This window comes from Sphingobacterium sp. UBA1897, assembly GCF_002337775.1.
GTDB classification, from domain to species: domain Bacteria; phylum Bacteroidota; class Bacteroidia; order Sphingobacteriales; family Sphingobacteriaceae; genus Sphingobacterium; species Sphingobacterium siyangense.
The window spans coordinates 374,483-387,537 of sequence record NZ_DDGR01000026.1 but is presented as its reverse complement, the minus strand read 5'-3'; the positions used below and the strand labels follow the sequence as shown (position 1 = coordinate 387,537).

At 40.0% G+C, this 13,055-nt stretch carries 6 protein-coding genes; all 6 read left to right on the top strand.

The annotated features are described in order from the left end of the window. Window positions 1-40 precede the first annotated feature (40 nt). The 6 genes from B4N43_RS18320 to B4N43_RS18295 all read left to right on the top strand — a co-directional run bounded on the left by B4N43_RS18320 (window position 41) and on the right by B4N43_RS18295 (window position 13,024). Window positions 41-2,416, top strand: coding sequence for an ABC transporter permease (locus B4N43_RS18320; protein WP_075991169.1), 2,376 nt, complete (start codon window positions 41-43; stop codon window positions 2,414-2,416). A 30-nt stretch (window positions 2,417-2,446) separates the two neighbouring features. After that, window positions 2,447-4,813 carry an ABC transporter permease gene (locus B4N43_RS18315; protein ID WP_286735827.1) on the top strand — a complete coding sequence of 789 codons (2,367 nt, stop codon included), beginning with the start codon at window positions 2,447-2,449 and terminating at the stop codon, window positions 4,811-4,813. Window positions 4,814-4,904: 91 nt separating this feature from the next. Beyond that, window positions 4,905-5,582, top strand: coding sequence for an ABC transporter ATP-binding protein (locus B4N43_RS18310; RefSeq protein WP_046672289.1), 678 nt, complete (start codon window positions 4,905-4,907; stop codon window positions 5,580-5,582). Window positions 5,583-5,626: 44 nt separating this feature from the next. Then, entirely contained in the window at window positions 5,627-8,032 is a 2,406-nt protein-coding gene (locus B4N43_RS18305) for an ABC transporter permease (protein ID WP_083663489.1), read from the top strand. A gap of 133 nt (window positions 8,033-8,165) precedes the next feature. Beyond that, the gene (locus B4N43_RS18300; protein ID WP_075991166.1) at window positions 8,166-10,541 is read left to right on the top strand and encodes an ABC transporter permease; all 2,376 of its coding nucleotides are present in this window, start codon (window positions 8,166-8,168) and stop codon (window positions 10,539-10,541) included. A gap of 62 nt (window positions 10,542-10,603) precedes the next feature. After that, on the top strand, window positions 10,604-13,024 hold the full coding sequence (locus tag B4N43_RS18295) for an ABC transporter permease (protein ID WP_075991165.1): 2,421 nt from the start codon (window positions 10,604-10,606) through the stop codon (window positions 13,022-13,024). Window positions 13,025-13,055: the final 31 nt, after the last annotated feature.

Here is a 13,055-nt window from a genome sequence, read left to right as displayed (position 1 = left end):
CAGTCCTTTCAATAGCCACTATGCAAATAACAGAAGGACAATGATAAAGAACGTGATCAAAACTGGAATTCGTTCCTTGCTTACAAACAAGAAGTTTACACTTCTGAATATTGCTGGACTAAGTATTAGTCTAGCAGTGGTTATTGTCATTGCCCTTTGGATTACGGACGAATTGTCCTTTAATAAAGTCTTCAATAATGCGAATCGAGTCTATGAACTGTCAACAAACTTCGATAAGGAAAATGACCAATTCGTTCATGCTGCACCACCGCCAATTGCACTATATGGAAAATTAAAAATTCCCGCAATACAAGAGGCTTGCCGCATAAGTGCTGGGCAGGACATACAGTTCAATAAAGATGAACTGATGGCCAGCGAACATGGGGTGTATGTTGACAGTACCTTTAACAGCGTATTCGATGCTAGTACAGAATCATTGACTCCCGAAAAGTTATTCCAAGGAAAACAATCGATCGTTATTACAGAAAAGATTGCCAATAAATATTTTAAAAATGAAAACCCATTAGGACAAACGCTCTCTTTAGAAGTTGACCCTATTCTGAAAACTGGTAAACAGCCTTTTCTAATTACAGCAGTCATCAAAGACTTCCCTAGCAATAGTTCCATTAAGGCTGATTATCTATTACCATTTGAACTACTGGCCAGTCTATCCAAAGAGCCTCTGGATGAAAAATGGGGCAATTTTCAATATTACATTTATTTTTTGCTAAAGCCAGGGGCCGATCCGGATCAGGTGGCACAGCAGCTTACCGCCATTCAAAAAGACAATTTTCAAGGAAATCCGCTGTATACCAAATTTGCATTCTTCCTACAGAAAATAACACAAACAAATCTATATACCCCTAAAGGTGAGGATAGCGGTATGCAGTCCGTTTATATATTTGCAGTCATTGCCTTTGTTATCTTACTCGTTGCCTGTATTAATTACGTCAATTTGGTTACGGCCCGAGTTACAAAAAGAATAAGGGAAATCAGTATTCGTAAAATTATTGGCGCTAAGAGAAGTCATCTTTTTCTTCAATATCTGACCGAGTCTGCGGTGCTGTTTTTGATTTCATTAGGTATTGCTACCCTACTCGCTTATCTAGCCATTCCATTTTTTAATGTGCTCGCTGAAAAAAACATTCAATTCAGCCTTCTTTCGTCCGAACTGTGGTTTATCTTTCTACTCACCTTTATAACAACCGTATTAATTGCAGGAATCTACCCTGCTATACTTTTCTCAAGCAACAAGGTGTTGAGCCAGCTAAAAAATAACAGCACACTATTTGGCAACAAAAATAATCTACGAAAAGGACTTGTTGTCCTACAATTCTGCTGCACGGTCATACTGATTATCACTACTTTTATTTTTGAGAAACAGTTGCGCTATATGCGCCACAAGGATTTAGGATACAACAAAGAAAATATCTTTTTATTTGAACAGAAAAACTTCTTGACGCATTACGAAGCAATCCGAGACGAACTGCAGCGTCAACAGGGTATTTTAGGAGTTACCGCCGCCAGCAACGACATCAGTAACATCGGATCTGAAACCGCCGATATTAATTGGGATGGGAAAGACCAACTGCAGTCTAATTTTTTCATTAGACGCGTTGCTATTGATCCAAACTTCACTTCTGTTTTAGACATTAAATTAGCCGAAGGAGCTGGTTTTACAAAAACTCCTTCCGATAGCAGTCATGCACTACTGAATGAAACTGCAATTAAACAAATGGGCTTAAAAAATCCCATTGGTAAAACCATTACTTTTCAGGGAAAAAGACTGACCATTGTGGGCGTCATGAAGGATTTTAATTTTAATGACCTAAAAACAGCTATAAAACCTTGCATCTTTTTTTCCGGTATGGGTTATGCACTTGGCGGAATGTATATCAAGACCAGCCCAGGACATGAAGAACAAGCGCTTGCTGCCGTCCAAAAGCTATGGAACAAATACAACCCCCAATCAACCTTCAATTATGCCTTTATGGATGAATCTTTTGATAAAATGTATAAAAAGGATATTATCCATGGAAAACTTGTTCAGTTATTTGCCGCTATAACCATTTTACTTTCATGTATCGGATTATCCGGGCTTGTATTGTTCAGCACAGAATCTAAACTGAAAGAAATTGGAATCCGTAAAACCCTAGGTGCATCGAAACAGGATATTGTTATGATGATCGGTAGAGATTATATGATCCCAGTGATCGTGTCCTTCCTTATTGCTTTTCCGATTTCCTGGCTGATTATTTCCAAGTGGCTTGACAATTATGTTTACCGCACATCAATAGATCCTTGGGTTTTCTTATTAGCGGCGATAACAACTATTTTATTGGTTGTTCTTACAGCCGGTTCAGTTTCGCTCAAAGCGGCAATGGTCAACCCTACAAAAATTTTAAGAGACGAATAGAGTAATAAAATAAATAATACAAGATATACGATGATTAAAAACTTTATTAAAACCGCACTTCGTAACCTTTGGAAAACCAAAGGTTACAGCTTTCTCAATATTTTTGGACTGGCGGTCGGGATTGCTGCGGCATCGTTGATTTTTTTATGGGTTGAAAATCAGTTGAGCTTCAACGATAATTTCGCCAACAAAAAGGATATCTACATTGTCAAATCAAAACAGACATACGATGGAGCCACCTATGTATTTGAATCTACCCCAGGACCCTTTGCCCAAAGCATAGCGAAAGAAATCCCAGGCATCAAGCATGCAGTACGCATAAGCTGGAATTCGCCAATGCTGTTTTCCGTCGGAGACAATAATATATTTCAAAATGGTGTATATGCCGATGGAAGCATCGCTGATGTGCTATCCCTTGCATTTCTTGAAGGGGATCGAAAGACTGCCTTTGATCAGGTCAATAACATTGTATTATCAGAAACTGCAGCGAAGAAATTATTTGGCAACCGTCCTGCCTTGGGAAAAACCGTCAAAACAAACAATAGTGAGCCATTTATTATTGCGGGGGTAATCAAGGACCTCCCCAAAAATAGCAGCTATGATTTTCAATGGCTCATCCCTTTCAAAAAATTTGAAGCAGGTCAGGATTTTCTAAAAAATTGGGGGAACAATAGTGTTCAAACGCTGGTTCAGGTCGAAGATAATGCCAACGTCGATCAGATTAACAAGCAGATGATGGATTTCGTCAAACACAAGACCAATGGTGAAGTCACTTTTTCACAGAATTTCCTCTATCCAATGGAACGTTGGATTACCTACAATCAGTTTGATAACAGTGGTATTGAAAAAGAAGGTGGCATTAAAAATATCCGTTTATTTACCTTCATTGCATGGGTTGTCTTGCTGATCGCCTGTATCAATTTCATGAATCTTGCAACTGCAAGATCTGAAAAAAGAGCAAAAGAAGTTGGGATGCGCAAAGTGGTTGGTGCAAGTCGCAAATCGCTCATTGTGCAATTCTTGGGAGAATCCCTTGTTTTGGCAATTATTTCCTCTCTTGTTGCTATATTACTAATCTATATCTTCATCAGGCCGTTCAACACCATGATAGGCCAGGATCTTCAGGTTAATCTTTTAGCCCCCTCACACCTGCTATTTTTAACGACAATAACATTAGCATGTGGATTATTTGCAGGTAGCTATCCCGCATTTTTCCTTTCGGCATTCAAGCCGCTTTCAACGATCAAAGGGGCGAAACAGAAGGCCGGTAGTGGAAGTCTCGTCCGTAAAGGGTTGGTCATCCTGCAATATACAGCCTCAGTTGTTTTAATTATCTGTACCATTATCATCTACCAACAGATTCAGCACAACAAGAACAGAGATCTCGGTTTTGATAAGAGTCAGGTGTTGACTACAGCGCTACAAGGCGATATGGCCAAACATCTGCCACTCATTAAAAATCAATTATTAGCAACTGGAGTTGTGCAAGAAGTCGGTGTCAGTGACATGAGTATCCTCAATATCAACTCCAATACGTCCGGTTTTAGCTGGGAGGGAAAAGATCCAAATGCCAGTATTTTGATTGGTATGTTACTTTCTGATGAGGGCCTTATTCCAGCTTTAGACTTAAAACTTTTTGACGGTAGAAATTTTCATCAAAATTTTGTAGGCGACAGCACATCGGTTGTCATCAACGAAGCATTTGCAAAACTGATCAAAAAAGATGGCCTTGTGGCCGGTAACATCATCAGCTACGGTGAGGCAAAGTTTACCATCGCCGGTGTCGTCAAGAACTTCGTTTATAACAATGTGTATGCCGATCCTGAGCCGATGCTGTTTCTACCAATGAATAGAGATAATGGGATTATGACCATCAAGACAAAGGCTGGAGTAGATTTACCAGATGCCATTCAACAAATCGAGAAGGTCATCGTCAAAAATAACCCAGGCTTCCCTTTTGACTATAAATTTTTAGATGATAGTTTCAATAATAAGTTTAAAGCGGAGCTTTTTGTACAGCAACTATCCAGTGTATTTGCACTGATGTCTATCATTATATCCTGCTTAGGTCTATTTGGTTTAGCCGCCTTTGCAACAGAGCAACGCGCAAAAGAGATCAGCATTCGTAAAGTCTTGGGCGCCTCTGTTTCGGGACTTATCCAAATGCTCAACCGTGAATTTGTCATTCTTGTAGCAATATCATGTATCATTGCCTTTCCTATTGCGTGGATGATCATGAGCAAATGGCTAACTAATTATGCACATCATATCGATATTTCCTGGACCATTTTTATCATCAGTGGTCTGACAGCTATTATCATTGCCCTATTGACCATCAGTTCACAGGCATTTAAAGCAGCGATAGCCAATCCGACAAAGACTTTAAGAGATCAATAAACACTAAAAAAGAATTTAATAACAGAAACAGTAACTGTCCAAAGCAATTTCGCCAAGGATACAAAACATAAAAACCATGAGCACAAAAAATATGATCAAAATCACAAATCTTCAAAAGTATTACCGCACAGAAGAAGTTGAAACCGTCGCATTAAACAACCTCAATATCCATGTCAAAGAGGGAGAGTTTGTTGCTGTAATGGGGCCTTCGGGCTGTGGGAAATCGACTTTACTCAATATCATTGGTCTATTGGATGATTTGGATGAAGGAAGCTATCTGTTCAACGAGATTGAAGTTGCCAAATTCAAAGAACGCGGTCGCTCAGATCTTCGCAAACATAATATTGGTTTTGTGTTCCAGAGCTTCAATTTGATCGATGAGCTGACCGTATTTGAAAACGTGGAACTTCCACTGGTTTATACCAATGTTCCAGCAGCAGAACGCAAAAAACGTGTAGAAGAAGTTTTGGAAAAAGTGCAGATCATGCACCGTCGCAATCACTTCCCACAACAGCTTTCCGGAGGTCAACAGCAACGTGTGGCTGTCGCTCGTGCGGTTGTCAATAATCCCAAACTGATCCTTGCCGATGAGCCTACGGGTAACCTCGATTCCAATAACGGAAACGAAGTTATGCAACTCCTGACTGAATTGAACGAGGCTGGCACAACCATCGTCATGGTAACACACAGTGAGCACGATGCAAAATTCTCTGACCGTGTAATCCGCATGCTAGACGGACAAGTGATTATGGAAACAACTTCTGTATAAGACAACTCATATATAACCAAGATATTACTCCTAATAACCTATAGATGATGAGCACGATTAAATTAATTTTCAGACAACTATGGCGCAACCGTCTTTTCACATTTTTAAATGTATTTGGGCTTGCCATCGGAATAAGTGCCTGTTGGCTAATTTTCCGTATCGTCAATTATGAATTTAGTTTTGACCAGCATCATCCAGAAAGTGAGCAGATTTACAAGGTCCATACCTCCTATGAGGAAAGGGATAAATTGGATCATTTCGATGGTGTTCCCGCACCATTACCGGCATATATCAAGGAAAACTTTGTCAATGTTGAACTGACAGTACCCATCTTTAAACAATACTTCGAGCGTGTCAGTAATAATCGCGGAGCGCAGAAAATAGAGTTTGAAGATCAGCCCGAAATCATCGGTACCACGGGAGACTATTTCAAAATGACACCTTATGTTTGGTTAGCTGGCGACCAAAGGAATATACTAAAAAATAGCCATGAAGTCATCCTGACAGAATCGCGGGCTAAATTGTATTTCCCAAACACGTCAATAGACCAAATCATAGGACAGACCTTATCCTATGATAGTACATTGTACAATGTCGCCGGTATTGTAAAAGATCTAGCGCATCCAAGCAGCTTTTTGGGTAAAGAATTTATCCGGATTCCAGAACAGGAATGGAATAGCACAAACTGGAACAATTCAAATTCCAATTGGCAGCTCTTTATTAAGGTAAAATCATCGGCTTCCCTTCCTAACCTCATAAAGACAGCCGACAAAAAGGCGTATGAGATGACACATGCTGAATTTGACAAGTTTGGATTTAAAATGCATGTAAATACAGTTCCTTTAAAAGACTTACATTTTACTTCTTACGCGCAAAATAATGTTGATCAGAAAATAATGTACGGTCTTATCGGCATAGGTATATTTTTGCTCTTACTCGCCTGTGTCAATTACATCAATCTCGCTACAGCCCAAATTCCACAACGCGCCAAGGAAATTGGTATCAGAAAGACATTGGGAGAAAGCCAGAAAAGAATTACAAAGTCCTTTCTGCTAGAAACATTCTGCATTACGGCTTTTTCGGTGCTTTTATCTTGGCCTTTACTTATTCTCATTCAAACAGTTTTAGCAGCATATATTCCCGATCAGCTCAAGCTATATCCAGATCCCTGGGGTGTATCGCTATTTTTAGCAACACTTACAATTACGATTACCTTAATTTCCTCAGGTTATCCGATTTTATTGACAAACAAAGTCAAGATTGTTGAAGTCATTAAAATCTCGAATGCGCAAACGCTCAAATTTGGCAATCTTTCTTTTCGAAAAATGCTCATTGTTTTTCAATTTTTGATTGCCCAGCTATTTGTTATTTCAACTTGCATCATTGGTCTACAATTGAAACATGCACTACAGAATAACTACGGCTTCGATAAGGATGCGATCATTACCCTACGTTTCCCGAGTAAAAGCTATCAGGACAGTAATGTTGATCCTTTTGTTTTCAAACAAGCGATTAAGCACATCGCAGGTGTAGAGCAGGCTTCCTTGGGGCATCTGCCCATGAGTAACGACCATTGGGGAAATGCCTTGTTTGCCAAAAGTGATACGGGACAGGTACAAGCCGATGTACAAATGAAATTTGTCGACCAAGATAACTTTAAGCTCTATAATTTTAAAATGCTTGCTGGCCGCCCGCTGCAATTGGCCGATACCAGCACAGGCATCGTGTTAAACTTAGCCAGCGTTCAAAAATTAGGTTTTAAATCTGCTGAAAATGCTGTAGGGAGCTTTGTTACGTATACCGACAAACAGCGTCAGATTGTGGGGGTAACCGACAATTTTCACACAAAAAATCTCCATGCAGCCATTCAGCCTGTCGTTATGCTGAGTTCCATTAAAAAATGGGAATTAAACAGACTAAGTGTCAAACTCAATAATAATTCAGCTACCTGGCCCGAAACATTAAAACAGATTGAAAAAGAATGGCAAAAATATTATCCAAAAGCGCCATTCAAATATGATTTCTATGATCAGCAAATCAAAGAACTTTATAGCAGTGATCTAAAATTCTCGAAGATCATCAATCTATTTACATCGACGACAATTCTCATCAGCTGCCTGGGATTGATCGGCCTGGTTACCATCACGACGGTACAGCGTACAAAAGAAATTGGTATTCGAAAAGTGTTGGGAAGTACGGTACTGGGGATTATTGGATTATTATCAAAAGATTATATCAAACTTATACTCATTTCTATTTTGATCGCTACCCCAATTGCTTGGTGGGCGATGCACAAATGGTTGAATGATTTTGCTTATAAAATAGATCTATCCTGGTGGATGTTTATCATTCCGGCAGCCGCAACCCTACTTATTGCATTTTTTACGATGAGCTACCAATCCATAAAAGCAGCGCGTGCAAACCCAGTAAATAGTTTAAGAGATGAATAAAATAGTAAAGAAGCTCAATAGTGATCAAGGAGAATGATGGGAATCAGTCATGATCCCATCACAATCCTTGTTTTGAATAAAGCGCCACAAGGAGTGACAAAAAAACAAAATTAATCAAAGAAAGCCTATCACCATGATAAAGAACTATTTAATAACCGCAATTAGAGAATTAAGGAAAAGAAAATTCTATACCGCGATCAATATATTAGGTCTGTCGGTCAGCCTTACTGCCTCCATATTAATTATTTTCTGGGTACAGGACGAAAAGAGCTTTGATAAATTCCACCCAGACTTTGAACAGATCTACAAAGTCAATTCTCATTTGGATCCCGAGCACAACGGTTCGATATGGGGGACATCCCCCGGGCCTATAGGAAACTATGCCCAAAATGTACCAGAGGTAGATTACGCAACGCGTGTTTCACAGGATTACAATACCACGTTGGTCAATGACAAACTGAAACGTCCGGTAACTGATATGAACATCTATTATGTCGATGGTAATTTTTTCAAGATGTTTCATTTCCCCTTGAAAGAGGGCTCGCTTGCAGGTTTTCAGGAAAATTATAAACAGGCACTTATCACCCCATCAACTGCTGAAAAACTTTTTAGTACGCAAAAAGCCATTGGAAAAACTTTCCGTTATCAGAAAGATCTCTTCACCGTAGCAGGTATCCTAAACGATATTCCACAAAACTCCTCGATGCAATTCGATGTCGTTATCCCACTGGGGTATCATGCACAGCGGTTTACAAACTGGGGCGGTAACGGTAAATGGAAAACAATAGATGAAGATATGGGCAACTATAGTTTTTCAACGTATATTAAAGTCAAACCTCATGCTTCTGCAGCACTTATCGGAAAATCGGTCACAGACACTTATACCAAAGCCCGCGACGGTGAAAACTCGACTATATTTGTTTTAGATCCACTCAAAACCATGCATTTAATCGCTCCTGACGGAAATAAATCGACACTTCGCATGGTTCAGATTTTTGGGATCATTGCGATATTGCTCCTGGTGATCGGTGCGGTAAATTATGTCAATCTAAGTACTGCAAGAGCATTGGATCGGGCGAAAGATGTTGGTATCCGTAAAATAATCGGCGCCAACCGTCTCCATTTATTCCTACAATTTATCACCGAAACTGTTGTTGTATTTCTTTGTTCACTACTGATCGCTTTCATCCTTATCGTGATCCTTCATACCGGATATAATCAGATCGCACAAAAATCAATCAGTCTATCTTTCCATAACACAACGATATGGCTGTATATTGGGGCAGCAATTATAGGCACATTGGGACTGTCCAGCATATATCCTGCGATACAGCTTTCCTCGTTCAATCCCATTCATTCGTTAAAAGGAAAATCAATAAAAGGTGTTTCCTCGAATACCATGCGTAAAATATTGGTGGTTTTCCAGTTTACGCTCTCCGTAACGCTAATTGTATGTACGCTGATTATTAAAAAGCAATTGGACTTTATCCAAAAGATCAATTTGGGGTATGATAGAGATCATGTACTAACGCTTGGTCTTCCTGAGGAGGCTTACAAACATATGGACGCGATACGTGCTGAACTAAAAAGCAATGAGGCGATACAAGGGGTTTCCCTATCAAGTTTATACAACATGACCGATTTTGGAAATGCCACGGGCGATATCGATTGGCCCGGCAAGTCCAAAGACAACAAACTCATTGTTGCTCAAGCGACCATCGATAAGGATTTTATTCCTTTGATGAACATGCAATTCCTGGAAGGAAAAAACTTTAGCGGAATGCCGGTTGATTCGTCCGGCTATATCATCAACGAGACTTTGGCGAAACAGATGGGATTAAAACCGCCGTACGTGGGATCCAATATGAGTTTCCACGATTTCCCTGGACAAATTATCGGTGTTGTGAAAGACTTCCACTTCAAATCCATCAAAGATAAAATAGGCCCAATGGTCTTCTGGACGCGCTGGGGATCGGGCACACTTTATGTTAAAACGAGTACGACAAAAGCCCCTGAGGCCATTAAAGTTTTAGAAAAGATCTATAACCGCTATCCATCAGACGCCCCTTTCAAATATACTTTCATTGATCAGCAATTTGATAGTCTATATAAATCCGAGCAGCGCACAGGTTTGTTGTTCAATATTTTCGCTGGCATCGCCATTTTTATATCTGCTTTAGGTCTGTTTGCGTTGGCAACTCACGAAGCGCAAATGCGTGTAAAGGAAATTGGCATCCGTAAAGTTCTTGGCGCTAGCACCTTTGGAGTCGTCCGGCTATTGGGGAAAAATTTCGTGATACTCGTCTCCATTTCCATTCTGATTGCCTGCCCTATTGCAGTTTACCTGATGAAACAATGGTTAAGCAATTTTGCCTATAAAACAGATCTAGAGGTGCAAACATTTGTCTTCGGTGGTATCTTGGCCTTGCTGATCGCCATTTTCACCGTCAGCTATCAGGCTGTTCGGGCAGCTTTATCCAATCCCGTAGATAGTTTAAGAGACGAATAATAAGAAAAATACAGTAAAAGTGGATTAAACATATTGATACACTAAAACTAAAGAATAAAGCGATGATCAAGAACTATATAAAAATAGCCTGGCGCAATATCTCCAAAAATAAAGGGTATTCAACCATAAACATAATTGGCTTGGCAATAGGATTAGCCTGTTGTCTATTGATAGCAATTTATGTACAAAATGAATTGTCATACGACAAATATCATGTGAATAAAGATCGAATTTACCGCATCGTCCATGACTATAAAGATGTAAGCAGCACAGAGCAGCATCAAATCTGGGGCAATGGTCCAATCGGTGAAGCCATCAAAGCAGATTTCCCTGAAATCGAAAAGGTCGTTCAATTTTCAGGGCAAACATCTATCCTGCTCAAACAAGGCGATAAAAGATTCCAGGAGGAAAATGTATTTTTCATGGACTCTACTGCATTTGATGTCTTCAGTTGGAAGGTTTTGGCCGGCGATCCGCATACAGCCTTAAAGAACGCCTATTCTGTCGTATTAACAGAAAGTACCGCTAAGAAATATTTCGGAGATCAAAATCCCATTGGCAAGACGCTTGAGGGAGGTTTAGCTGCTGGTCGTGCTGACGCAGGTCTATATACTGTAACGGCAGTAATGGCCGATGTCCCCCCTAATTCACATTTTACGTTCGACGCATTGCTCTCGATGAGTACATTCCGAAAAGCACGGCCAGACGTATTTAATAAAGAAGGCTGGGATTATGTAGACTTCTACACGTACTTTCTCGCTTCAAAAGACTTTGATCCTGTAAAGTTCGACCAGAAAATACCGGAGTTTCTCAAGCGGCATCTCCCAACAAATGAAAACCCAAATGCAAAATACAATTTCCATATCGAGCCACTTCTGCAAGCTTACATGCACTCGTCTGCGGATCGTCAACCCGGTACCAATGGAAGCTATCAGAATTTATACATATTCAGCATTATTGGCGGATTCATCTTACTGATCGCCTGTGTGAACTTTATGAATCTGGCTACATCAAGGTCAATGGAAAGAGCAAAGGAAGTCGGCGTACGAAAAACCATAGGAGCAAGCAAAAGCAATCTGATCTTTCAGTTTATGTCTGAATCATTGGTTCTTGTATTCGTCAGTAGTATTTTGGCGATACTGCTCGTTATGGCCTTTCTCCCTTTTTTGGAAGCATTCTCGGGCAAACACCTCAATTATTCATCCCTGAAAAATGGGACGACCTGGGCAATATTCCTATTCACTACCATTTTTACAGGACTTCTTGCTGCCAGCTATCCCGCGTTGATTCTAGCAAATTTCAAACCGATTGCAGTACTTAAAGGAAGTTATAGCAACGGCAAAGGGGGTACATTATTACGACGCGTATTAGTTGTTTTCCAATTTTGCCTTTCTATTGCGCTCATTGCAGGTACAGTCGTCGTCTTTTCTCAACTAGATCAATTACAGCACCGAGATCTTGGATTTCAAAAAGATCAACGGCTTGTGATAGATTATAATTTCGATGATAAGGTAAACAATAACCTGGAAGCGATAAAATCTACACTAGCAAAAGATAAAGATGTATTGTCTGTCACGGCATCACGTACGGTACCGGGAACATTTTTTCCAAATGCAGGAACAGAAATCATGTCAGCAAACGGAACGATGAGTCAATTTGCTCCTTTCTTATATGAAGTCGATGTTGACTTTATTCCTAATATTGGTCTGCAAATGGCCGCTGGGCGTGCCTATTCCAGGGATTTCCCAGCGGATACGGCCCATTCACTTGTTATCAATGAATCTGCTGCAAAACAATGGGGCTATTCAAATCCACAAGATATTATTGGCAAGCAATTTCGTCAATGGGGAAGAGAAGGAACGGTTATCGGTGTAGTGAAAGATTTCAATTACCTTTCTTTACACCGTAAGATTGAGCCTTTAGCTTTGCGACTTGAACCAAGCAGCAGCCGGTATTTAACCTTGAATATCCAACATGTAAACCAGCCTGAGACCGTTGCCAGAATCGGCAAGCTGTGGAATGAACTTGTACCAAACCGTCCATTTTTATATAGCTTTCTCGACGACAATTTCAATAGACAATATGAAGCGGATTTTAATTTTAGAAGACTTTTTACAGCCTTCTCCGGACTGGCACTTTTTATTGCCTGTTTAGGTTTATTGGGACTTGTTACGTATACAGCCCAACAGCGGACCAAAGAAATCGGCGTACGGAAAGTTCTCGGTGCATCCATCTATAATTTAATCCTCCTACTCTCTTCCGACTTCATCAAGTTATTGGCTGTAGCTCTCCTCATCGCGACACCGCTATCTTGGATGGCAATGAAAAAATGGCTTGACAACTTTGCGTATCACATTGAACCACAATGGTGGATGTTTGTCTTTGCTGGTTTTGCTACAATCATTATCGCATTAGTAACGGTGAGTTTTCAAACACTCAAGGCTGCCAAGGCAAATCCTGTAGATAGTTTAAGAGACGAATAACAATATAATTTAATCCCATCACGATATTCCA

Bases quoted from the DNA above. Each gene is read 5' to 3' on its own strand.
- B4N43_RS18320 (WP_075991169.1), top strand. From the start codon at position 41: ATGATAAAGAACGTGATCAAAACTGGAATTCGTTCCTTGCTTACAAAC.
- B4N43_RS18315 (WP_286735827.1), top strand. From the start codon at position 2,447: ATGATTAAAAACTTTATTAAAACCGCACTTCGTAACCTTTGGAAAACC.
- B4N43_RS18310 (WP_046672289.1), top strand. From the start codon at position 4,905: ATGATCAAAATCACAAATCTTCAAAAGTATTACCGCACAGAAGAAGTT.
- B4N43_RS18305 (WP_083663489.1), top strand. From the start codon at position 5,627: ATGATGAGCACGATTAAATTAATTTTCAGACAACTATGGCGCAACCGT.
- B4N43_RS18300 (WP_075991166.1), top strand. From the start codon at position 8,166: ATGATAAAGAACTATTTAATAACCGCAATTAGAGAATTAAGGAAAAGA.
- B4N43_RS18295 (WP_075991165.1), top strand. From the start codon at position 10,604: ATGATCAAGAACTATATAAAAATAGCCTGGCGCAATATCTCCAAAAAT.